This window comes from Luteibacter rhizovicinus (assembly GCF_004342265.1).
Lineage (GTDB): Bacteria > Pseudomonadota > Gammaproteobacteria > Xanthomonadales > Rhodanobacteraceae > Luteibacter > Luteibacter rhizovicinus_B.
Genome location: NZ_SMCS01000001.1, coordinates 253,511 through 274,398 on the forward strand (window position 1 = coordinate 253,511; position 20,888 = coordinate 274,398).

Consider the following 20,888-nt stretch of genomic DNA (forward strand, 5'->3'; position numbering starts at 1 on the left):
CAGCGCTATTCCTTGTACTGTTCATTTGGTGTCCGGAGTGGCGGCGGTTTTCACGTCGTCGGACGCCCGCTTGCTGGTGGTCGCGACGGGTACGATCGCGCTTGCCTGTTCCACGCGGATTTCGCGGCCGACGGCCGTGACGGAAACGCCCTGGGTCGCATAAATCGAACTCAGTTCGGTCGCTGCATCCTGGATATCCGTTGTGTGAATTTCCGACGCGCGCTTATAAAGCGTGAAGTCCGACTGGAGTCGATATGACAACGTCATTCCCGAGTCGCTAGCCCAGCGCGTCAGCATGGTTTTCAGGGTGCCGTCCATGGGTGACGCATAGAACGAATAAGCCACGGACAACGGGATTTCGGACGGTGTGTCCTGGAAGCGGTTGACCGGCTTCCACGAGCCGCCGTAATCCTTGGCCGGCGGCGTACCGCAGCCGGTCAATGCGAGTGTCGTCAACAGCGAAGTGCCCATCAGGGCCCGGTTTATGAAGGATCTTTTCACGTCATACTCATAAGTCGATGAATGCGATGAAGAAGCTTGATTATTCTGGACAGCCGGACTTATCGGGCAGGCACGTTGAAACGGTCTGCCGGTGTACTCGGTTTAGTCAATGCGCACGGAAATACGCCGCTGTCCTGGAGGGCAGCGATTTGGCGGTGGCGTAACACAAGGGAATCGGCGTATTGCCGTTTGTAGCGCCCTTTCTCGCCGCGCATGCAGTGGACCGACACGGCCACGCAAAGTGCAAGCTTTCCATTCCATTCAGACTTCCTGTCCGGGCAAGTGCGTTGCCCGTAAGATCTACACGTCATAAAGACAGCCCCATGGAAACTGAAAGCCGGTGTCATCGACACCGTTCTTTCGGATAGTTCTCAATAGGTCGCCCTTATCCCCTGTTCCCCCGGCCCAATTCGCTGATCTTCAGCTTAGGCCCTCGTCTTACGTAGTCTTGCGTGCGAAAAGTAACGCATCAATTTCGAATTGCCTAGTGCACAGGGCAAATCACTTTGTGAGTCGCGTCACAGAATAAAGATGTGAAGTGTGTAACTCGGCTGTCTCATTAATGTGTGTTAGCGATTACGTTAATTCCTAGGAATTATTTTCACGAAATAGGTACGTGAATTATGTAAGCGGTTTCTATTAAAGCATTAAGGCGGTGACCTGTTCGATCGATGACTTCGGTCGCAAACAACATCTATATATATATGTATATGTATAGCGTCCTTCAGCGGCCTGTTTCACGAGGAGCGTCGCGACCGGACTTGAAGGGAACGTTGCTGGGCAAAAGCTTCTCGGATCATCCGGTCAAGTCTTGGCGTACCGGGTGCGAGGGAGTAGAACGTGACGCTTTCGTCCGTTCCTTTCCCCTCAATGAAACGCGGAGATCCGCATGGAGCATGCATCCATTCCCACCGATGCCGAACTTGTCGCCCTGGCGGCGGAGGTTGCGGCCGCGGCGCAGCGGCAGCGCGTGATGGTGGCAACGGCAGAATCCTGTACCGGGGGCTGGATCGCCAAGACGCTTACCGACCTTGCCGGTAGTTCCGCATGGTTCGAGGCGGGCGTCGTCACCTATAGCTATAGTGCGAAAGAGGCGCTGCTGGGCGTCAATCCGCGCACGCTGGAAAGTACGGGTGCGGTCAGCGAGCAGACGGTGCTCGAAATGGTTTCCGGTGCGCTGGCCCGTTACGGTGCCGGTATCGCGGTGGCCGTCACTGGCATCGCCGGGCCGTCCGGCGGTACGCCGGACAAACCGGTGGGTACCGTGTGGATTGGCTGGAAGCGGCGCGGGGGCTACGCTCACGCCCGCCTTTATCACTTCGACGGTGATCGCGAAGCGGTGCGCCGACAGACCGTGGCCGCGGCTCTGGCTGGAATGAGCAGGGAACTCGGCGACTGATCCGGTTGGCCTTGACGCCTGTGGCAAACTGATCGCCTGGCGGATCGCAGTCCCTGAGACGGTGGCCGGGCAAGATACCTACCTACACTACGAAATCGGAAGAACCACGATGGACGACAATAAGCGCAAGGCGCTCGCAAGTGCTCTCGGCCAGATCGAAAAGCAGTTCGGCAAGGGCGCCGTCATGCGTCTTGGCGACCGCGTCGACGATACGATCGATACCGTCTCCACGGGCTCGCTCGGTCTCGACATCGCTCTCGGCATCGGTGGTCTTCCGCGCGGTCGCGTGGTCGAAATCTACGGTCCGGAGTCCTCGGGTAAGACGACCCTCACCCTGCAGGTCATCGCTTCGTGCCAGCGCGCCGGTGGCACCGCCGCGTTCGTCGACGCCGAGCACGCGCTCGATCCTTCCTATGCCGAAAAGCTGGGCGTCAATGTGGCCGATCTCCTCGTCAGCCAGCCGGACACCGGCGAGCAGGCGCTCGAAATCGCCGACATGCTCGTGCGTTCGGGTGCCGTCGACGTCGTGGTGGTCGACTCGGTGGCCGCGCTGACGCCGAAGGCTGAAATCGAGGGCGAGATGGGCGACTCCCACGTCGGCCTGCATGCCCGCCTGATGAGCCAGGCCCTGCGCAAGCTCACGGCCAACATCAAGAAGTCGAACTGTCTGGTGATCTTCATCAACCAGATCCGCATGAAGATCGGCGTGATGTTCGGCAGCCCCGAAACCACCACGGGCGGTAACGCGCTGAAGTTCTACGCCTCGGTGCGTCTGGATATCCGCCGCATCGGCGCGGTGAAGAGGGGGGACGAGGTCATTGGTTCGGAAACCCGCGTCAAAGTGGTCAAGAACAAGGTGGCGCCGCCGTTCCGTCAGGCCGAGTTCGAAATCCTCTACGGCGAAGGCACCTCCCGCGAGGGCGAGATCATCGAGCTTGGCGTGCGCGAGAACCTGATCGACAAGTCGGGTGCCTGGTATAGCTACAAGGGCGATCGCATTGGCCAGGGCAAGGAAAACGTCCGTCAGTTCCTGCGCGAAAATCCGCACATCACCAACGAAGTCGATGCCGAGCTGCGCGCGCGTCTGCTGGTCAAGGCCGGCCCCAAGACGGCCGAGACCGAGGCGGACGAACTGGAAGAAGTCTGAGTCATATGCGCGGCGCTGAACGCGACATCGTCATGGCCGCCTCGCAACGAGGCGGCGCATGAGGCGCCGTAGCGATTCGGGCAAGGAAGGCGAGGTTCCGAAGGCCGATAAGAAGCCCAAGGCACCTCGCAGTGCTTTCGACAAGGCCCTGGGCCTTCTCGCACGACGCGAACACTCGCAGCGCGAGCTTCGCCAGAAGCTCAATCGCGGTGGCTTTGCCCGCGACGAATCGACGGCCGCCGTCGAGCGGCTGGGCGATCTGGGATATCAGGACGACAGCCGTTTCGCCGAGGTGCTGGTTCGCAGCCGGATCGGGCAGGGTTATGGCCCGGCACGCATTCGGGCCGAGCTGAAAAGCCAGGGCATCTCGGATGCCGCTATCCGGGAGCTGCTGGAAGCGGCGGACGTCGACTGGCGCGTGCTGGCCTCCTCGCAACTGCGCCGTCGTTACGGTGGAACGTCGGCCGACCCGGCCGAGCGCGCCCGCAGGGCGCAATTCCTCTTGCGCCGAGGCTTCGCCGCCGCCACAGTACGAGGTCTTACCCACGCCGATGTGGACGATACCGACGACGATTGAAGGCCTTGTGCCCTCGTCAAGGGCTGTGGTGTCGTTCCAGGGGTGGCTGACTTTCGCAGCTTTGACGCCACGATCCCATGAAAACCGCCGAAATCCGTTCGACCTTCCTCGATTACTTCCGCTCCAAGGACCACACCATCGTGCCGTCGGCATCGCTGGTGCCCTCGAACGATCCGACGCTGCTGTTCACGAACTCGGGCATGGTCCCGTTCAAGAACGTATTCCTCGGTAGCGAAAAGCCGGGCTACGTCCGTGCGGCCGACGTGCAGCGTTGCCTGCGTGCCGGCGGCAAGCACAACGACCTGGACGCCGTCGGTTACACCGCGCGTCACCACACGTTTTTCGAAATGCTGGGCAACTGGTCGTTCGGCGACTACTTCAAGCGCGACGCCATCCGTTATGCGTGGCAGTTGCTCACCGAGGTTTACAAACTCCCGGCCGAGCGTCTGTGGGTCACCGTGTACCACACTGACGACGAGGCGTACGACATCTGGAACAAGGAAGTCGGCGTGAGCGCCGATCGCATCGTGCGCATCGGCGACAACAAGGGTGCGCCTTTCGCGTCGGACAACTTCTGGCAGATGGCCGATACCGGTCCCTGCGGTCCCTGTACCGAGATTTTCTACGACCATGGCGCGGACGTCGCGGGTGGTCCTCCGGGTTCGCCCGACGAGGACGGTGACCGCTACATCGAAATCTGGAACCTCGTGTTCATGCAGTTCGACCGTGCTCCGGACGGCACGCTGACGCCGCTGCCGGCGCCGTGCGTCGACACGGGCATGGGTCTGGAGCGTCTGGCGGCCGTGCTTCAGCACGTGCATTCCAATTACGAAATCGACCTGTTCGCGCATCTGATCGCGGAGGCCTCGAAGCTCACGGGCACGACGGATATCGCGAACAAGTCGCTGCGCGTCATCGCCGACCATGTGCGTGCTTGCTCGTTCCTGATCGTCGATGGCGTGTTGCCGTCCAACGAAGGTCGCGGCTATGTACTTCGCCGCATCATCCGTCGCGCGCTTCGCCACGGCTGGATGCTTGGCGTCCGTGGCGATTTCTTCTGGAAAATGGTCGCTCCGCTGGTCGAGGAAATGGGCGACGCCTATCCCGATCTGGCGAAGAAGCAGAGCTTCGTCGAGCAGGCGCTGAAGGCCGAGGAAGAGCGCTTTGGCGAGACGCTGGAAAATGGCATGCGCGTGTTCGACGACGTGGCCGCCAAGGCGGGGCAGATCATTCCGGGCGCTGACGCTTTCCGCCTGTACGACACTTATGGCTTCCCGGTCGATCTCACCGCCGACATCGCACGCGAACGCGGCATGACGGTCGATATGGAAGGCTTCGAGCGCGCCATGGGCGAGCAGCGCGCCCGTGCGCGCGCCGCGAGCAACTTCGAGACAAAGGGGCAGTTGCCCGCCGAAGTCGCCAGCGCCCTTGCGCCGACGAAGTTCACCGGCTACGACGCACTGGATCTGGCGGATGCCGAAGTCGTCGCGATCGTTCGCGCCGGCAAGCAGATCGATACGCTGGCCGATGGCGAGGATGCCATCGTCCTGCTGGACCGTACGCCGTTCTACGCCGAGTCCGGCGGCCAGGTGGGCGACACCGGCCTGTTGCGCAATACGAATGGCGCCTTTGCGGTGGAAGACACGCATAAGCTGGGTGGCGTGTTCTTCGGCCACTTTGGCCGCTGGCAGGGTTCGGCTCCATTGCGCAAAGGCGACCGGATCGCCGCGTCCGTCGATGCGTTGCAGCGTCAGGCAACCGTGCTCAACCATTCCGCGACTCATCTGCTGCACGCCGCGTTGCGCAAACTGCTGGGCGAGCATGTCTCGCAGAAAGGTTCGCTGGTCGCTCCCGAGCGCCTGCGTTTCGACTTCTCGCACTTCAAGGCAGTGACGCACGAAGAACTGCGTCAGGTCGAGCGCATGGTGAACGACGAGGTCCGTCGCAACGCCGCTGCCGAAGTGCACAACATGGGCTACGACGAGGCGATCGACTTTGGTGCCATCGCACTCTTCGGCGAGAAGTACGGTGCCGAGGTGCGCGTACTTCGCATGGGCGATTTTTCCACGGAGCTATGTGGTGGCACGCACGTTTCGCGCACGGGCGACATCGGTCTGTTCAAGATCGTCGGCGAATCGGGCGTAGCGGCCGGTGTGCGCCGTATCGAGGCCGTCACGGGCTCTGGCGCCATGGACTATGTCGCGGACGAAGAGCGCCGCCTTGGCGAGCTGTCGGGGCTGCTCTCGTCGTCTGGCGACGATGCGGTCGAGAAGCTGCGCCAGGTTTTCGATCGTCAGAAAAAGCTGGAGCGCGAACTGGAGTCGTTCAAGGCCCGGGCCGCCAGTTCCGCATCGGCCGATCTTGCCGCGGGTGCGGCCGACGTCGGCGGCGTCCGGGTGGTCGCCGCACGTCTGGAGGGTATGGATGCGAAGTCGCTGCGCGACAGCGTGGACGTCCTCAAGCAGCAGTTGGGCGACTGCGTCGTGATCCTGGCCGGTGCTGCCGAAGGGCGCGTGTCGCTCGTGGCCGGTGTCAACGGATCGGCCCTCGGTCGCGTTAAGGCGGGCGACCTGGTCGCCCACGTCGCCGCGCAGATCGACGGCAAGGGCGGCGGTCGTCCGGACATGGCCCAGGGTGGCGGCAACGATACCCCGGTTCTGGCCTCGATCCTCGCCTCGATCCCCGACTGGGTGAAGGCGCGTCTTTCGTAACCGAATCGGGCGATAGCAAGGCGTAGCGCTCGTCGGTCGTGCCGGGAACCTTTCCTTTTGCGTACTGACGCGTTGCGCCATCTGCTTTCGCTCGGCTAGTATCAGCCGAATGTCGGACGTTTCCTTAAGATCGATTAGATCGGCAGGTCGCTGGTAAGTAGTTCAAAAATGAGCCGGGGAAGGCACTCGGCCTTCGATGGACGAGATGTCGATCCACCAACGTCCGCACTCGGGGTGACGTCCGTTGGGTGGGAAGCCAATACCTGATTTATGGAGTATCAATCATGCTGATTCTGACCCGCCGGGTCGGTGAAACCCTGATGATCGGCGACGAGGTGACCGTCACGGTGCTGGGCGTCAAGGGTAATCAGGTGCGCATCGGTATCAACGCGCCTAAGAACGTTGCCGTGCATCGCGAAGAAATCTACCAGCGCATCAAGAACGAGAACGATCCGTCCGAGCCGCCGGGCGACCATCACGAAGATCAATAAGGCTTTACGATCGGAGCCTGTGCAAGTATCCTTGCCGGCTCATCGCGGTTGATTGCGAAAAAAAATACGGAGAGATGCCCGAGAGGCCGAAGGGGCTCCCCTGCTAAGGGAGTATAGGGTCAAAAGCCTTATCGAGGGTTCGAATCCCTCTCTCTCCGCCAGTTTACGAAGACGCCCCTTTATGGGGCGTTTTCGTTTGTGCGCGAAGCACGTTTCGAGTCGCGAATTTTCGACATGGATTTTATGGATGGGACAGCCAGCGTCGCGGCCCATCGCCTTCCGTTGCGAGCACGTCGCCCGGATTCGCCAGTCGGCAACGTTGCAGCGACAGGCACCCGCAGCCGATGCATTCGGTCAGTTGATGGCGCAGCAGGTTCAGCTGTTCGATGCGAAGGTCTAGTTCCTCGCGCCATGCGGCGGACATGCGTGCCCATTCGGCGCGCGTCGGAGTGCGCTCGTCCGGCAGTGTCGCGAAAGCGCGTTTTACGGCTTCCAATGGAATGCCGACGCGCTGTGCGACGCGGATAACCGCCAGTCGGCGCAGAACGTCGCGCGCATACCGCCGTTGATTGCCGGCGGTGCGCAGGCTGCGGATCAATCCTTTCTTTTCGTAGAAATGCAGTGCCGACACCGCGACACCGCTGCGGCTCGCCGCTTCGCCCACGCTCAGTTCCTGCATGGCTTGACCTGAAGTTTGGTTGAGGTTGCATCCTGCATGCCTCGACCCGTCGCTGCAACCCGCCGTGGCGCTGTCGCCGATTCCAAGGGACAATGCATGAACGTGAGTACTTCAGATTCCATACTTTCCCCGCTGCAGGATGCCGCGCCGACCGATTCCGTGCTTTCGCCGCGCTATCGCGCCGCCACGCTGGGCATGGTCGCGCTGATCTCGCTGATCGCGTTCGAGGCATTGGCCGTCACCACCGCGATGCCGACCGTGGCGCGCGAGCTGGACGGCCTGAAACTGTACGCGCTGGCCTTCGGCGGCACGCTGGCGACGAGCGTCATCGGTATGACGCTGGCCGGGCGCTGGGCGGACACGCATGGTCCGTCGCTTCCGTTATGGAGCGGACTTTCCTGCTTCGTCGCCGGCCTGTTGCTGGCGGGGCTGGCACAGAACATGTCGACCCTTCTTCTCGGCCGCCTGGTGCAGGGCCTGGGGGCTGGCGGTATGTCGGTGGCGTTGTACGTCATCGTCGGGCGGCTTTACCCCGAATCGCTGCGCCCCCGGATTTTTGCCGCCTTCTCGGCGGGCTGGGTGGTGCCGTCGATGATCGGGCCGGCCCTCAGCGGTTTGATTGTCGAGCACGTGGGCTGGCGCTGGGTATTCCTCGCCGTGCCGCTGCTGGCTGTGCCAGCCGCCGCCATCTTGCGCCCCGCCATGCGGGCCATGCCGGCGGTACAGGCGGCGCGCCAGTCGTCCCTTCGCCCCGTTCTGCTGGCGTTCGGCGCGGCGGTGGGGGTTTGCCTTGTCTTCGTTGCCGGACAGCAGCACGGACTGGTGGCGGCGGCCGTCCTCGTGCCGGCCGTGGCGCTGCTCGGTTTCTGTGCGAAGGGGATGCTCCCCGCCGGTACGCTGCGTGCCGCGCGCGGGCTGCCCAGCGTCATTGTGCTGCGCGGGCTGGCCGCGTCGGCGTTCTTTGGCTGCGAGGCCTTCCTGCCGCTGCTGCTCTCCCGCGAGCATGGCCTGTCGCCGCTCTGGTCGGGTATGGCCCTGAGTGCCGGTGCGCTGGGTTGGTTCTCCGGGTCGTGGTACCAGGGGCATTACGCGAAGATGTCGCGCCAGAGTCTGTTGAACCTCGGCACCGCGGCGCTCGCCATCGGTATCGCCACGACAGCGACGGCGGCCTGGCCGTCGGCTCCCGTCTTCGTTTCGGTCGCCGGCTGGGGTTTGACGGGGCTCGGCATGGGGCTGCTATATGCCAGTCTTTCGGTCCTGATGCTGTCGCTGTCGCCGCCGGAAGAGCAGGGCGTGAACAGTTCCGCGCTGCAGCTTTGCGAATCCCTGACCGTAGCCACGACGCTGGCCGTCGGCGGTTCGCTGTTTGCCGCGTTCCTCGCGTGGTCGCCGACGGTGGCCTTCCTGTCGAACTTCATGCTGGCCGGTGCACTGGCATTGCTGGGTAACGTGGTGGCGCGGCGCACGCACGCGCCGTGAGATCGATCGGGCGGGGTGGCGTTTTCAGGTAACGCACAAACAAGAACGCCGGCTCAAGGCCGGCGTTTTCGTAACGAATTGAAGCATTCGTTGGTCGGGGAGACAGGATTCGAACCTGCGACTTCTACGTCCCGAACGTAGCGCTCTACCAGGCTGAGCTACACCCCGACAGCGAGCCGTGTATATTAGTGACCCGGCGCCGGATTGGCAACAGGTCGGGCGCCTCTTTTTACATCGGTGGGCGCAAGGCCATGGGGCGCCTATCTGTTAGGCTATACGGCTGCCGCGTTCGCGGCATTCCGACGCCAGTCCAGAGGATTCCATGGCACTCACCCCGGCCCGCACCATGCCCGGTGTACTCGAGCTTCTTCCGCTCGATCAGATCGCTTTCCAGCGCATGCTCGACACCATCCGTCGCAACTACGAGCGTTTCGGCTTCCTGCCGATCGAAACGCCGGTGATCGAATACAGCGACGTCCTGCTGACCAAGACCGGCGGCGAAACCGAGCGTCAGGTGTATTTCGTCCAGTCGACGGGCGCGCTTGGCGCCGCGGACAAGGGCGACAAGCCGGAGCTGGCACTGCGTTTCGATCTGACGGTACCGCTGGCGCGTTATGTCGCCGAGCACGAACACGATCTCAGCTTCCCGTTCCGCCGCTACCAGATGCAGCGCGTGTATCGCGGCGAGCGCGCACAGCGCGGCCGCTTCCGCGAGTTCTATCAGTGCGACATCGACGTTATCGGCAAGGATTCGCTCTCGGTACGCTACGACGCCGAAATTCCGGCGGTGATCTACAGCGTCTTCCGCGAACTCGACGTCGGCGCGTTCACCATCCAGCTCAATAACCGCAAGCTGATGCGCGGCTATTTCGAAAGCCTGGGCGTGGCCGATTCGGAGCAGCAAACGCTGGTACTGCGCGAAGTCGACAAGCTCGACAAGCGTGGTCCTGGCTACGTACGCGAAACGCTGACCGGCGAAAACTTCGGTCTCTCCGGCGACGTTGCCGATCGTATTCTCGCTTTCGTGCAGGTGCGTTCGGCCACGGTCGCCGACGCGTTCGAAAAGCTCGATGCCCTCGGCGCCGGTTCGGAACAGTTCGAGCAGGGGCGTGCGGAACTGAAGGAAGTGCTTGGCCTGATCCGCGATTTCGGCGTACCCGAAACGCATTTCGCGCTGAACCTTTCGATCGCGCGCGGCCTCGATTACTACACGGGCACCGTGTACGAAACCACGCTGAACGATCACCAGGGCATTGGCTCGGTGTGTTCGGGCGGCCGCTACGAAAACCTTGCCGGTCAGTACACCAAGTCGCATCTCCCGGGCGTGGGCATCTCGATTGGCCTGACGCGTCTTTACTGGCAGCTGCGCGACGCCGGCCTCATCGATACCGCGCAAAGCACGGTCGACGTGCTGGTGACGCAGATGGATGCCGCGCAGATCCCGACGTATCTCGCTGTCGCTACCGAACTGCGTAACGCGGGCATCGCCACGGAAGTGGTGATGGACGGCGGCAAGCTCGGCAAGCAGTTCAAATATGCCGATCGTGCGGGTATCCGTTTCGCCATCGTCATTGGCGAAGACGAAATCGCGAAGGGTGTCGTGACGGTCAAGGATCTTCGTCGCGAGGATCAGTTCGAAGTCGCCCGCGACGCGCTGGTGAAAACCCTGCGCGTGGAACTGGCGCAGGCCGAAGTGGGGCGCTGACGCGCCCCGGCTTCACCGTCTTCCATCCCTCCACCGTCTTCCCCGGCATCCCCATGACCCAAGAAAGCATTCTTCTCGATGGCCGCAGCCTGACCCGCGCGCAAGTCGTTACCATCGCGCGCCACGGTGCATCCATCCGCCTGGACGAAACGCAGCTCCTGAAAGTGAAGCGCGCCGCCGACTTCCTGGCCGAGAAGGTCAGCTGCGGCGAGCCGATCTATGGCGTCACCACCGGTTTCGGCAGCAACGCCGACAAGCTTCTCGGCGCGCATCGCGTGCGCGACGAGCTGCCGGGCGGCAATCCGGAGAAGCGCGAGGGTACGTTGCTGGAAGAACTCCAGCACAACCTGATCATCACGCATGCCGTTTGCGTCGGTAAGCCGTTCTCCGTCGATGTCGTGCGTGCCATGCTGGCCATTCGCGTCAACACGCTGATGCGCGGACATTCGGGCATCCGTGTCGAAACGCTGCGTTCGCTCGCCGAACTGCTCAATCGCGACGTCATTCCGGTCATTCCCGAAAAGGGTTCCGTCGGTGCCAGCGGCGATCTCGCGCCGCTGTCGCATCTGGCCATCGTGCTGCTGGGCGGCGGCGAAGCCTTCTATGCCGGCGAACGCATCTCCGGCGCCGAAGCGCTGCGCAGGGCGGGGCTCGAGCCCGTGCGTCTGTCCTTCAAGGAAGGCCTTGCGCTCAACAACGGCACCACGCAGATGCTTGCCACCGGCGTGCTCGCGCTCGCCACGCTGGAAACGCTGATCAAGACCGCCGACCTGGCCGCCGCCATGACGCTGGATGCATTCGCGGGACGCACGCGCGCTTACGCGCCGGAAGTCCACGCGCTGCGTCCGCATCCGGGGCAGGTCGACACGGCCGCGCGTCTGCTCGCTCTTCTGAACGGTTCGACGCTCGCGGATATCGCCTACCATCTGGTGCCGCGTTTCCGTCCGTGGCTGGCCGATTCGTGGGCCGATCCCGCCGATCAGGCCAATCGCTTCGACATCGGCTGGGACTACGTGCCCGCTACCCAGCGCCACGGCAAGGAGGCGTTCTATGCGCGTTTCCTTCCGTTCAAGGGTGGCAAGAAACACCAGCCGCAGGATGCTTATTGCCTTCGCTGCGCGCCGCAGGTGCATGGTGCCGTGCGCGATGCGTGGATGCAGGCCTGTCGCGTGTTCGACATCGAACTGAATGCCGTCACGGACAATCCGCTCGTATTCCCCGATGCGGAGAACGCACAGGTCATCGAGGACCAGGTGATTTCCGCCGGCCACTTCCACGGTATGCCGCTGGCGCTGGCCATGAGCTACGTGAAGGCAGCCATTCCGGTACTGGCGTCGATCTCCGAGCGGCGTACGGCCAAGCTCGTCGATCCGGCGAATAACGACGGTCTGCCGGCGTTCCTCATCGGTAACGAAGACGCTACCGACTCCGGTTTCATGATCGTGCAGTACACGGCCGCCGCGCTCGTCAACGACCTCGCCACGCGTGCGCATCCGGCATCGGTGTATTCGGTGCCGACCAGCGCCAACGCGGAAGATCACGTGTCGATGGGCGCGAACGAGGCGCGTCACGTGCTGGAAATGACCGAAGACCTCGGCCATGTGCTGGCGATGGAAATCTATACGGCCGCGCAGGCGCTCGAATACCGTCAGGACATGCTCAACGCGGCACGTTCGCTCGCCGCACGTGGCGACTGGCAGGCGATCGCCGGCAAAATCTCCGGCGCACCACGGCAGGATTCGCCGCATTACCCTCAGTTCGAAACGGAAGTGAAGGCGCTGATGGCCGCGCTTGCCGAGGCCGGCGATTTCCACGCCGGTCAGCCGGTTCGCGAGGCACTCGCCGCGCTGCGTGCCCATATCTCGTTCATGCAGCGCGATCGTGCGATGGACGGCGATGTGCGGCTTGTCTGCGAGCTGGTGGCATCGGGGCAGCTGGTGGCCGGTCAGTCGCTCTGACTGGCGGCCTTCGTTCCCTTCTCGCCCAGGGGCGAGTAGGGATCCTCGAGTGCCAGCGCACTCATATTGCCAAGGTAGTGATATAGCTGGGCGTCGTTGACGAGGCCCAGTTTCACCATGGCCATGCGCTTCTGCCGGCTGATGGTCTTGAAGCTGCGCCGCATCGTGGCGGCAATCTCATTGAGCGACATGCCCGTGGCAAAGACGCGCATGACCTCGACCTCCCGGCGCGATAGCCGGTCGAACAGGTTTCCGCTGGCATCCGCGCAATCCGCTTCCTGAAACAGGCGGCGCACGCTCGGGCTGAGATAGGTTCGTCCCACGCTGGCCGAATGAATGGCCACGGGCAGGTCGCGCATGCTGGCGCGCTTGTCGAAGACCGCGCCCACGCCCAGATCCAGCAGGGTTCTCAGTACCGCGGGGTTGGTCAGCATCGTCAGCACGACGACACCCATGGCCGGCCAGTCCCTGCGTAGCCGCCGGATCATGGCCAGGCCGTCGTTTTCGACACCGCCGGGCATCGACAGGTCGGTCACCACAACCGAGCAGGGTGTCGTCGCCAGCAAGGCGAACAGCGAATCCGGATCGTGGGCGTTGCCCAGGACCTCGAACGCATGCGCGGCAAGGGCGGCTTCTATGCCAGCGACCACGATCGGGTGGTCGTCGGCGACGATGACGGTGGTCGACATGAGACGTATCTCAGGAAACGGGAGGACGCCATGCTGGCGTGCCGTCTCGCCCCGAACCATCGAATAAATCGTAAACGCCGGAACGGCCGGACTTGCCGGGGCAGGAGCGTCGGGGTTATGATTGTCTTACTGTGTTAATGCGTTAGTACATTATGAAGCGTCGATCCCTGGATCCCGAAACCTCGCCCGACTCCACCGAACTCAGCCTGTGCGAGGCCCTGCTGGGCCTCAAGACGGTGGGGGAGATGCGAGCCTTCCTGCATGACCTGTGCACCCCGGCGGAGATCGAAGTCATGGTCGACCGCTGGAGCGTGGTGCCCTATCTGCTGGAGGGGCGCTCCTACCGGGAAATCCACGAGCGCACCGCGGTCAGCATCACCACGATCGGGCGGGTGGCCCGTTACCTCAACCAGGGCAATGGCGGCTACATGGCCGCCGCCGCGCGCCGGGCAAGCGAACTGCCGGACCCGGCCGCCAGGAGTACCGACGTATGAAATCACGCGACCGCCTGCGTATCGCGATGCAGAAGTCAGGCCGTCTCACCGAGCCTGCGCAGGACCTTCTCGCCCGTTGCGGCCTGAAGTTTCGCCAGAGCCGCGACAAGCTCTTCTGCTTCGGCGAAGGCGAGCCCGTCGACCTGCTGCTGGTGCGCGACGACGATATTCCCGGTCTGATCGCCGAAGGTGTCTGCGACCTGGGCATTGTTGGCCGCAACGTGCTGCGCGAATTCCAGCTGACCAACGGAACGGGGAGCGAACTCAGCGAACTGCGCCCGCTCGGATTCGGCCACTGCCGCCTGTCGATCGCGTTGCCGCAGGAAGATGCCTATTCGGAACCGTCGCAGTTGCACGGTCAACGGATCGCCACGTCGTATCCGGGGCTGCTCGGCGAGTGGTTGCGCGCGCACGGCGTGGACGCGCGTGTCGTCATGCTTGCCGGTTCGGTGGAAATTGCGCCGCGCCTGGGTACGGCGGACGCGATCTGCGATCTGGTTTCCAGCGGTGCGACGCTGGTAGCGAATCAGCTGCGCGAAGCGGCGGTTGTCGTGGAAAGCGAAGCGGTGCTGGCGGGACGCGCCGAATTGCCGCTGGACGAGCGTGGCGAAATCGCCGAATTGCTGCTGCGCCGGCTGGATGGCGTGATCCAGGTGCGCGACTCGCGGCTCATCCTGATGCAGGCGCCGCGCGCCGCGCTGGACGCGATTACGCGACTCCTCCCCGGCGCACCCGTGCCGACGCTGACGCAGGTCGACGGCGCGCCCGACCAGGTCGTGCTGCAGGCGCTGTGCGCCGGTTCGGTCAGCTGGCGCCAGCTGGAAGACATGAAGCGGGCGGGCGCGCGCGACATGCTCGTACTGCCCGTGGAGAAAATGCTGGCATGAAGCGTTACGCCTGGAACGAACTGAACGAAGCGGCGCGTGGCGACGCGCTGGCCCGGCCAGCGCAGTCGCGCTCGGCGACGTTGCGCGAGGGTGTCGAAACCATCGTCGCCGACGTGCGTACGCGTGGCGACGATGCGCTGCGCGAACTCACCGCGCGCTACGACGGCGCTGAGATCGATGCGCTGGAAGTCGGCGACGCCGAATTCGTTGCCGCCGAAGGCCGGTTGAGCGCGGAACTCAAAGCCGCCATCGTCGAGGCGGCCGGACGCATCGAACTTTTTCATCGCGCGGCGGCCCCGACGCCGGTCGCTGTCGACACCGCGCCCGGCGTGCGTGTCGAGCGCGTGCTGCGCGCCATCGAGCGCGTCGGCCTGTACGTGCCTGCCGGTGGCGCACCGTTGCCGTCCACGGCGCTGATGCTCGGCGTGCCGGCGGCCATCGCCGGATGCCGCGAAGTCGTTCTGTGTACGCCCGTGCAGGCCGACGGTCGCTGCGACGACGCCGTGCTGTTTGCCGCGCGTGCGACCGGCGTGCACCGCGTATTCAAGCTCGGCGGCGCGCAGGCCGTCGCCGCGCTGGCCTATGGCACCGACACGGTGCCACGCTGCGACAAAATTTTCGGACCGGGCAACGCCTGGGTGACCGAAGCCAAACTACAGGTAGCGGCGGACCCGCAAGGCGCGGCGATCGACATGCCCGCCGGTCCTTCCGAAGTACTGGTCATTGCGGACGCCGACGCCAACCCGATCTTCGTCGCCGCCGATCTGCTGTCGCAGGCGGAACACGGCCCCGATTCGCAGGTGCTGCTGGTCAGTCCATCGGCATCGATGCTCGATCGCGTGGCGACCGAGGTCGAGCGTCAGCGCCGCGAACTGCCGCGTGCCGACATCGCCGCCGCCGCGCTTGGCGAGAGCCGCCTGATCGAAGTCGCCGACCTCGCCGAAGCGATGGAAGTCAGCAACAGATATGCGCCGGAGCACCTGATTCTGCAGGTCGCGCAACCGCGTGCCCTGCTGGACGCCGTGATGTCGGCGGGCTCGGTGTTTCTCGGGGCCTGGACGCCGGAATCCGTGGGCGACTATTGCAGCGGCAGCAACCATGTACTGCCGACCTACGGTTACGCGCGCAGCTTCAGCGGCGTGTCCGTCGCCAGCTATCAGAAGCAGATCACCGTGCAGGAACTGACCGAGGATGGTCTTCGCGCGATCGGGCCATGCGCGGCGACGCTTGCCGCCGCCGAACGGCTGGAAGCGCATCGCCGTGCGGTGACATTGCGCCTCGCCGTACTGGAGGCAAGCACATGAGCGTCCTCGACCTGGCCCGGCCCGATATCCTTGCCATTACGCCTTATGCCAGCGCGCGCATGGAGGCGAGCGGCGGTTCGGTATTCCTCAATGCCAACGAAAGCGCGTGGGCGCCGCCCGGCGGCGACGGACTGAATCGTTATCCCGATCCTCAGCCTCCCGCACTCGTGGCGCGATTGGCGGAGTTGTACGGAGTCGACGCCGATCGCGTACTGGTCGGGCGTGGCAGCGACGAGGCGATCGACCTGCTGGTGAGGGCGTTCTGTCGTGCCGGCACCGATGCCGTACTTATTTCGCCGCCGACATTCGGCATGTATGCCGTATGCGCCCGCATTCAGGGCGCGCAGGTGATCGAGTCGCCGCTGGAGGCCGATTTCAGCCTCGACGCCGACCGCTTGCTCGCCGTCGTCACACCGAACACGAAGCTCGTCTTCGTCTGTTCGCCGAACAATCCGACGGGCAACCTCGTCGATGCCGCGACCATCGAACGGATCGCTGCCGCACTCGAAGGACGGGCGGTACTCGTCGTCGATGAAGCCTATGCCGAGTTCACGCATGCATCGAGCGCCGTGTCCCTTATCGACCGGTTCGACCATGTCGCCGTACTGCGCACGCTGTCGAAGGCCTGGGCCCTCGCCGGCGCGCGCGTGGGCGCACTGGTCGCCCGGCCCGGGGTGGTTGCTTTGCTAAGGCACATCATGGCGCCGTACCCGCTGCCGCGGCCCTGTGTCGACGCAGCACTGTTCGCGCTTTCCGACGAGGGTGCCGTGAAGTCCGATTCCCATGTAGTGGTCGTGCGTCAGGAGCGCGAGCGTATGCAGCGCGAACTCGGGGCTCTGGCGTGCGTTCGCACCGTGCTGCCGTCGCAGGCGAATTTCCTCGCCGTGCGTTTCGCCGATGCGTCGCAAACATACGCGCGGCTTCTGGCCGCGGGCGTGCTGGTGCGCGATCTCACGCGCTATCCGGGGTTGGGCGACGCACTGCGCATCACCATCGGCACGGCGGGCGAGAACGACCGCGTACTGGCGATACTCAACCCGGAGGCGACCGACGCATGAGCCGGAAAATTCTATTCGTCGATCGCGACGGTTGTCTGATCGAAGAGCCCGCGGACGAGCAGATCGACAGTTACGACAAGCTCGCCCTGCTGCCCGGTGTCGTGGCGGCGTTGCAGCGTTGCGTCGCGGCGGGCTACGAACTGGTACTGGTGACCAACCAGGACGGTCTGGGGACGCCGGCTTTTCCGCAGGCGTCGTTCGATGGTCCGCACGCGTTGCTGCTGCGCATCCTCGCGTCGCAAGGCATCGCGTTTCGCGAACAGCTGGTCGATCGTAGTTTCCCCCATGAAGGTCTGGATACGCGCAAACCCGGCGTCGGTCTTGCCCGGCACTATCTTGCCGACGACAGCTGGAGCCGTGCGCAATCCGCGATGGTCGGCGACCGCGAAAGCGATCTGGTTTTCGCGGCGAACCTCGGCGTGCGCGGTCTGCGCGTGGGGCCGCTGGGTACGAGTTGGACGGATGTCGCGCACGCGTTGCTCGATGCGCCGCGTATCGCCGAAGTCGTGCGCCGCACGCGCGAGACGTCGATTCGCGTGACGGTCGATCTGGATCGCGTCGCCGATCCGGTCGCCCACACGGAGCTGGGCTTCTTCGATCACATGCTGGAACAGATCGGCAAGCATGGCGGGTTCGCGCTCGACATCTCCTGCGATGGCGACACCGGCGTCGACGAACACCACACCATCGAAGACTGCGCGCTCGCGCTCGGTCAGGCGCTTTGTCTCGCCCTTGGGGATAAGCGTGGCATCGGTCGCTACGGCTTTTCGTTACCGATGGACGAGTCGGCGGCAAGCGCGCTGCTCGATCTTTCCGGGCGTCCTTACTTCGTATTCGAAGGCCGCTTTCCGCGCGAACGCGTCGGCGATATTCCCACCGAACTGGTGCCGCATTTCTTTCGCTCGCTTTGCGAAACGCTAGGGGCGAACCTGCACCTGACGGTACATGGCGATAACGCGCACCACATGGTGGAAGCCTGTTTCAAGGTCGTCGCCCGCACCTTGCGCCAGGCCATCAGGCGCGAGGGGGAAGAGTTACCCAGCACGAAGGGGACGCTCTGATGACGGTCGTGCTCGTCGATGCGGGCGGCACGAATATCGGTTCGGTGCGTTATGCGCTCCAGCGCCTTGGCGTGGATGCGCAACTGACGTCCGATCCCGCGCGTATCCGTGCCGCGTCGCATGTCATTCTTCCCGGGGTGGGAGCCGCCGCGCCGGGCATGCGTCGTCTCGACGAGGCCGGCCTTGGCGACGTTCTGCGCGGTCTGACGCAGCCGGTACTCGGCGTATGCCTGGGCATGCAATTGCTTTGCGAGCGTTCCGAGGAAAGCGATACGGTTTGCCTCGGCCTCATCCCGGCTACGGTACGGCACTTTGTGTCGAAGCCGGGACTGCGCGTGCCGCACATGGGCTGGAATACGCTGGAACGAACCAGGGGTCATCCGTTGACCGCCTCGCTGGTCGATGGCGACTGTGCTTACTTCGTCCATAGCTATGCCGTTCCGACCGGCGATTACACGCTGGTTTCGTGCGATTACGGCGACCCGTTCTCCGCCGTGGTCGCACGCGATAACTTCATGGGCATGCAATTCCATCCGGAGCGTTCGTCCTCGGTCGGCGCCCGGCTTCTCGCTGGATTCCTTGCCCTATGACGACGCTTCCGATTCCCGCCATCGATCTTCGCGACGGTCGCGTCGTGCGACTTCGCCAGGGCGATTACGCCCAGCAAACCACGTACGCATTCGATGCGGTCGAGCTGGCGGCGCGCTACGCGGACGAAGGCGCGTCGTGGCTGCATGTCGTCGATCTGGACGGCGCGCGTTCCGGCAAGTTCGAGAACCTTCCCGTGATTGCCGCCATCGCCGAAGCGGGGCGACTTCAGGTGCAGGCCGGTGGCGGCGTACGCGACGAAGAGGGTGTCCGTCGGCTTCGGGACGCAGGCGTGAGCCGCGTCGTGGTCGGCAGCGTCGCCATTCGCGATCCGGACAGCGTGGCCGGTTGGATAGCGCGGTATGGCGCCGAACACATTACGCTCGCGCTCGATGCGCGCTGGCGGCGGGATGGTTGGCGTTTGCCCAGCGCGGGCTGGACGGAAGACGAGGCGCGCACGCTGGACGAACTGGCGCCGTGGTACGCCGAGGCAGGCGCGCGGCATCTGCTGTGCACCGACATCGATCGCGACGGCATGCTCGCGGGGCCGAACGTGGCGTTGTACGACCATCTGCGGACCATCGTGCCGGCACTGGCTATCCAGGCATCGGGCGGCGTGCGATTGATCGCCGACATCGTCGAGCTGGCGGCGCACGGTATCCCGGGAGTGATTCTCGGCCGGGCCTTGCTGCAAGGCGACTTCACGTTGCCCGATGCATTCGCCGCCGTAAGCGCACAGCCGGAGGTGCGCGCATGTTGAGCCGGCGCATCATTCCCTGTCTGGACGTACGCGATGGGCAGGTCGTCAAAGGCGTGCGCTTTCGCGATCATCTCGTCGTTGGCGAAATCGTCGATCTTGCGCTGCGTTATCGCGACGAGGGCGCGGACGAGCTCGTTTTCTACGACATCACGGCCAGTCCGGAAGGCCGGCGCGTGGATCGCGACTGGGTCGAGCGCGTGGCCCGCGCGATCGACATACCGTTCTGCGTTGCCGGTGGTATTCGCAGCGTCGACGACGCACGCGAGGTATTGCACGCGGGCGCGGACAAGATTTCCATCAACTCTCCGGCACTCGAACGTCCGGACCTGATCGGCGAAATCGCCGAGGCATTCGGCGTGCAGTGCGTTGTCGTGGGTATCGACAGCCTTCGCGACGAAGACGGTCAGTGGCGCGTGCGCCAGTACACCGGCGATCCATCGCGTACACGTGCATTGTCGCGTCGCACGCTGGACTGGATGATCGAGGCACAGGAGCGTGGCGCCGGCGAGATCGTACTCAACTGCATGGGAACGGACGGCGTTCGTGCCGGTTACGACCTCGAACAGCTGATGGTCGCGCGCGAGCTGTGTACCGTACCGCTTGTCGCCTCCGGTGGCGCCGGCAAGCCGGAGCATTTCGTGGATGTTTTCCGCGATGCCGATGTGGACGCGGCACTGGCCGCAAGCGTCTTCCACAGCGGCGACATCGCCATTCCCGTATTGAAACGCGCGCTACGCGCCGAAGGCATCGAGGTCAGGTTATGACTCCCAGCACACCGGATTTCGCCAAGGGCGACGGATTGCTTCCGGCGATCGTGCAGCATGCGGGTACGGGCGAAGTGCTCATGCTTGGCTATATGAATGAGGCGGCGCTTGCGACAACCCGCGAGACGGGGCTGGTGACTTTTTTCAGCCGCAGCAAGGCGCGCCTGTGGACGAAGGGCGAAAGTTCGGGCGACGTGCTGAAGCTGGTGGATCTTCGTCTCGACTGCGATGCCGATACGTTTCTCGTGACGGCATGGCCGGCGGGTCCGACGTGTCATATGGGCACGACGAGTTGCTTCGGCAATGACGTGACGCCGCCGCTGGGGTTTCTCGCGGAACTCGATGCGCTGGTCGAACGACGTCACGTCGAACGTCCCGAAGGCAGCTATACGACGTCGCTGTTCGAGGGTGGTATCCGGCGCATGGCGCAGAAGGTAGGCGAAGAGGGCGTGGAGACCGCGCTTGCAGCCGTTACGGAGGATGACGACGCGCTGGTGGGCGAAGCCGCCGACCTCGTGTTTCATTTGATGGTGGTGTTGCGGGCGCGGGGTTTGGGGATGGCTGATGTTGCGCGGCGGCTGATGGAACGCCACGCTGCCAGACCGGTTCGCTGAGATCGCTCCGTAGGTTTTCGCG

The 20,888-nt window shown here is 64.0% G+C and carries 20 protein-coding genes and 2 tRNA genes; 18 read left to right on the top strand and 4 right to left on the bottom strand.

What is annotated here, in order from left to right:
* Positions 1 to 21: 21 nt before the first annotated feature.
* A complete protein-coding gene (locus EC912_RS01150) occupies positions 22 to 501 on the bottom strand; it encodes a hypothetical protein (RefSeq protein WP_343136904.1) in 480 nt (159 codons plus the stop codon).
* 889 nt (positions 502 to 1,390) lie between these two features.
* On the opposite strand from EC912_RS01150, the gene EC912_RS01155 reads away from it, so the two are divergent.
* The 6 genes from EC912_RS01155 to EC912_RS01180 all read left to right on the top strand — a co-directional run bounded on the left by EC912_RS01155 (position 1,391) and on the right by EC912_RS01180 (position 6,987).
* The gene (locus EC912_RS01155) at positions 1,391 to 1,900 is read left to right on the top strand and encodes a CinA family protein (protein WP_132141315.1); all 510 of its coding nucleotides are present in this window, start codon (positions 1,391 to 1,393) and stop codon (positions 1,898 to 1,900) included.
* A 109-nt stretch (positions 1,901 to 2,009) separates the two neighbouring features.
* The gene (recA, locus tag EC912_RS01160) at positions 2,010 to 3,047 is read left to right on the top strand and encodes a recombinase RecA (protein WP_132141316.1); all 1,038 of its coding nucleotides are present in this window, start codon (positions 2,010 to 2,012) and stop codon (positions 3,045 to 3,047) included.
* Positions 3,048 to 3,105: 58 nt separating this feature from the next.
* Positions 3,106 to 3,624 carry a regulatory protein RecX gene (locus tag EC912_RS01165; RefSeq protein ID WP_132141317.1) on the top strand — a complete coding sequence of 173 codons (519 nt, stop codon included), beginning with the start codon at positions 3,106 to 3,108 and terminating at the stop codon, positions 3,622 to 3,624.
* Positions 3,625 to 3,701: 77 nt separating this feature from the next.
* Positions 3,702 to 6,335: an alanine--tRNA ligase gene (gene alaS / locus EC912_RS01170; RefSeq protein WP_132141318.1), complete on the top strand. Its 2,634-nt coding sequence runs from the start codon at positions 3,702 to 3,704 to the stop codon at positions 6,333 to 6,335.
* A 284-nt stretch (positions 6,336 to 6,619) separates the two neighbouring features.
* Complete coding sequence (csrA, locus tag EC912_RS01175; RefSeq protein WP_132141319.1) at positions 6,620 to 6,826, top strand: carbon storage regulator CsrA; 207 nt, start codon at positions 6,620 to 6,622, stop codon at positions 6,824 to 6,826.
* A 68-nt stretch (positions 6,827 to 6,894) separates the two neighbouring features.
* Positions 6,895 to 6,987 (top strand) — tRNA-Ser (locus tag EC912_RS01180).
* A gap of 80 nt (positions 6,988 to 7,067) precedes the next feature.
* On the opposite strand, the gene soxR is transcribed toward EC912_RS01180, so the two are convergent.
* The gene (gene soxR / locus EC912_RS01185) at positions 7,068 to 7,505 is read right to left on the bottom strand and encodes a redox-sensitive transcriptional activator SoxR (RefSeq protein ID WP_132141320.1); all 438 of its coding nucleotides are present in this window, start codon (positions 7,503 to 7,505) and stop codon (positions 7,068 to 7,070) included.
* Positions 7,506 to 7,607: 102 nt separating this feature from the next.
* Between soxR and EC912_RS01190 the strand changes: the two genes are divergently transcribed.
* Positions 7,608 to 8,984, top strand: a complete 1,377-nt coding sequence (locus EC912_RS01190; RefSeq protein WP_243649099.1) for an MFS transporter — start codon at positions 7,608 to 7,610, stop codon at positions 8,982 to 8,984.
* A 91-nt stretch (positions 8,985 to 9,075) separates the two neighbouring features.
* Here the strand turns inward: EC912_RS01190 and EC912_RS01195 are convergent.
* A tRNA-Pro gene (locus tag EC912_RS01195) sits at positions 9,076 to 9,152 on the bottom strand.
* 154 nt (positions 9,153 to 9,306) lie between these two features.
* On the opposite strand from EC912_RS01195, the gene hisS reads away from it, so the two are divergent.
* Complete coding sequence (gene hisS, locus EC912_RS01200) at positions 9,307 to 10,689, top strand: histidine--tRNA ligase (protein WP_132141322.1); 1,383 nt, start codon at positions 9,307 to 9,309, stop codon at positions 10,687 to 10,689.
* Between the two features lie 53 nt (positions 10,690 to 10,742).
* Positions 10,743 to 12,647, top strand: a complete 1,905-nt coding sequence (locus tag EC912_RS01205) for an HAL/PAL/TAL family ammonia-lyase (protein WP_132141323.1) — start codon at positions 10,743 to 10,745, stop codon at positions 12,645 to 12,647.
* Here the strand turns inward: EC912_RS01205 and EC912_RS01210 are convergent.
* Positions 12,635 to 13,336: a response regulator gene (locus EC912_RS01210; protein ID WP_165973460.1), complete on the bottom strand. Its 702-nt coding sequence runs from the start codon at positions 13,334 to 13,336 to the stop codon at positions 12,635 to 12,637. The genes EC912_RS01205 and EC912_RS01210 overlap by 13 nt on opposite strands.
* Before the next feature lie 152 nt (positions 13,337 to 13,488).
* Here EC912_RS01210 and EC912_RS01215 point away from each other — a divergent pair, with 152 nt between their 5' ends.
* The 9 genes from EC912_RS01215 to hisIE are packed head-to-tail and all read left to right on the top strand — an operon-like array spanning position 13,489 to position 20,866.
* On the top strand, positions 13,489 to 13,830 hold the full coding sequence (locus EC912_RS01215) for a YerC/YecD family TrpR-related protein (RefSeq protein WP_132141325.1): 342 nt from the start codon (positions 13,489 to 13,491) through the stop codon (positions 13,828 to 13,830).
* Entirely contained in the window at positions 13,827 to 14,717 is an 891-nt protein-coding gene (gene hisG, locus EC912_RS01220) for an ATP phosphoribosyltransferase (RefSeq protein ID WP_132141326.1), read from the top strand. Before EC912_RS01215 ends, hisG begins: the two co-directional genes overlap by 4 nt.
* Entirely contained in the window at positions 14,714 to 16,021 is a 1,308-nt protein-coding gene (gene hisD / locus EC912_RS01225) for a histidinol dehydrogenase (protein WP_132141327.1), read from the top strand. The genes hisG and hisD overlap by 4 nt, the downstream gene beginning before the upstream one ends.
* Entirely contained in the window at positions 16,018 to 17,079 is a 1,062-nt protein-coding gene (hisC, locus tag EC912_RS01230; protein WP_132141328.1) for a histidinol-phosphate transaminase, read from the top strand. The genes hisD and hisC overlap by 4 nt, the downstream gene beginning before the upstream one ends.
* On the top strand, positions 17,076 to 18,140 hold the full coding sequence (gene hisB, locus EC912_RS01235) for a bifunctional histidinol-phosphatase/imidazoleglycerol-phosphate dehydratase HisB (RefSeq protein WP_132141329.1): 1,065 nt from the start codon (positions 17,076 to 17,078) through the stop codon (positions 18,138 to 18,140). Before hisC ends, hisB begins: the two co-directional genes overlap by 4 nt.
* A complete protein-coding gene (gene hisH, locus EC912_RS01240; protein ID WP_132141330.1) occupies positions 18,140 to 18,730 on the top strand; it encodes an imidazole glycerol phosphate synthase subunit HisH in 591 nt (196 codons plus the stop codon). The genes hisB and hisH overlap by 1 nt, the downstream gene beginning before the upstream one ends.
* Complete coding sequence (gene hisA, locus EC912_RS01245) at positions 18,727 to 19,488, top strand: 1-(5-phosphoribosyl)-5-[(5-phosphoribosylamino)methylideneamino]imidazole-4-carboxamide isomerase (RefSeq protein ID WP_132141331.1); 762 nt, start codon at positions 18,727 to 18,729, stop codon at positions 19,486 to 19,488. Before hisH ends, hisA begins: the two co-directional genes overlap by 4 nt.
* The gene (gene hisF, locus EC912_RS01250) at positions 19,482 to 20,252 is read left to right on the top strand and encodes an imidazole glycerol phosphate synthase subunit HisF (RefSeq protein ID WP_132141332.1); all 771 of its coding nucleotides are present in this window, start codon (positions 19,482 to 19,484) and stop codon (positions 20,250 to 20,252) included. Before hisA ends, hisF begins: the two co-directional genes overlap by 7 nt.
* Entirely contained in the window at positions 20,249 to 20,866 is a 618-nt protein-coding gene (gene hisIE / locus EC912_RS01255; protein WP_132141333.1) for a bifunctional phosphoribosyl-AMP cyclohydrolase/phosphoribosyl-ATP diphosphatase HisIE, read from the top strand. The genes hisF and hisIE overlap by 4 nt, the downstream gene beginning before the upstream one ends.
* Positions 20,867 to 20,888 lie beyond the last annotated feature (22 nt).

Coding starts and splice junctions, on each gene's coding strand:
- EC912_RS01155 (WP_132141315.1), top strand. CDS start 1,391: ATGGAGCATGCATCCATTCCCACCGATGCCGAACTTGTCGCCCTGGCG.
- recA (WP_132141316.1), top strand. CDS start 2,010: ATGGACGACAATAAGCGCAAGGCGCTCGCAAGTGCTCTCGGCCAGATC.
- EC912_RS01165 (WP_132141317.1), top strand. CDS start 3,106: ATGAGGCGCCGTAGCGATTCGGGCAAGGAAGGCGAGGTTCCGAAGGCC.
- alaS (WP_132141318.1), top strand. CDS start 3,702: ATGAAAACCGCCGAAATCCGTTCGACCTTCCTCGATTACTTCCGCTCC.
- csrA (WP_132141319.1), top strand. CDS start 6,620: ATGCTGATTCTGACCCGCCGGGTCGGTGAAACCCTGATGATCGGCGAC.
- soxR (WP_132141320.1), bottom strand. CDS start 7,505: ATGCAGGAACTGAGCGTGGGCGAAGCGGCGAGCCGCAGCGGTGTCGCG.
- hisS (WP_132141322.1), top strand. CDS start 9,307: ATGGCACTCACCCCGGCCCGCACCATGCCCGGTGTACTCGAGCTTCTT.
- EC912_RS01205 (WP_132141323.1), top strand. CDS start 10,743: ATGACCCAAGAAAGCATTCTTCTCGATGGCCGCAGCCTGACCCGCGCG.
- EC912_RS01210 (WP_165973460.1), bottom strand. CDS start 13,336: ATGTCGACCACCGTCATCGTCGCCGACGACCACCCGATCGTGGTCGCT.
- EC912_RS01215 (WP_132141325.1), top strand. CDS start 13,489: ATGAAGCGTCGATCCCTGGATCCCGAAACCTCGCCCGACTCCACCGAA.
- hisG (WP_132141326.1), top strand. CDS start 13,827: ATGAAATCACGCGACCGCCTGCGTATCGCGATGCAGAAGTCAGGCCGT.
- hisD (WP_132141327.1), top strand. CDS start 14,714: ATGAAGCGTTACGCCTGGAACGAACTGAACGAAGCGGCGCGTGGCGAC.
- hisC (WP_132141328.1), top strand. CDS start 16,018: ATGAGCGTCCTCGACCTGGCCCGGCCCGATATCCTTGCCATTACGCCT.
- hisB (WP_132141329.1), top strand. CDS start 17,076: ATGAGCCGGAAAATTCTATTCGTCGATCGCGACGGTTGTCTGATCGAA.
- hisH (WP_132141330.1), top strand. CDS start 18,140: ATGACGGTCGTGCTCGTCGATGCGGGCGGCACGAATATCGGTTCGGTG.
- hisA (WP_132141331.1), top strand. CDS start 18,727: ATGACGACGCTTCCGATTCCCGCCATCGATCTTCGCGACGGTCGCGTC.
- hisF (WP_132141332.1), top strand. CDS start 19,482: ATGTTGAGCCGGCGCATCATTCCCTGTCTGGACGTACGCGATGGGCAG.
- hisIE (WP_132141333.1), top strand. CDS start 20,249: ATGACTCCCAGCACACCGGATTTCGCCAAGGGCGACGGATTGCTTCCG.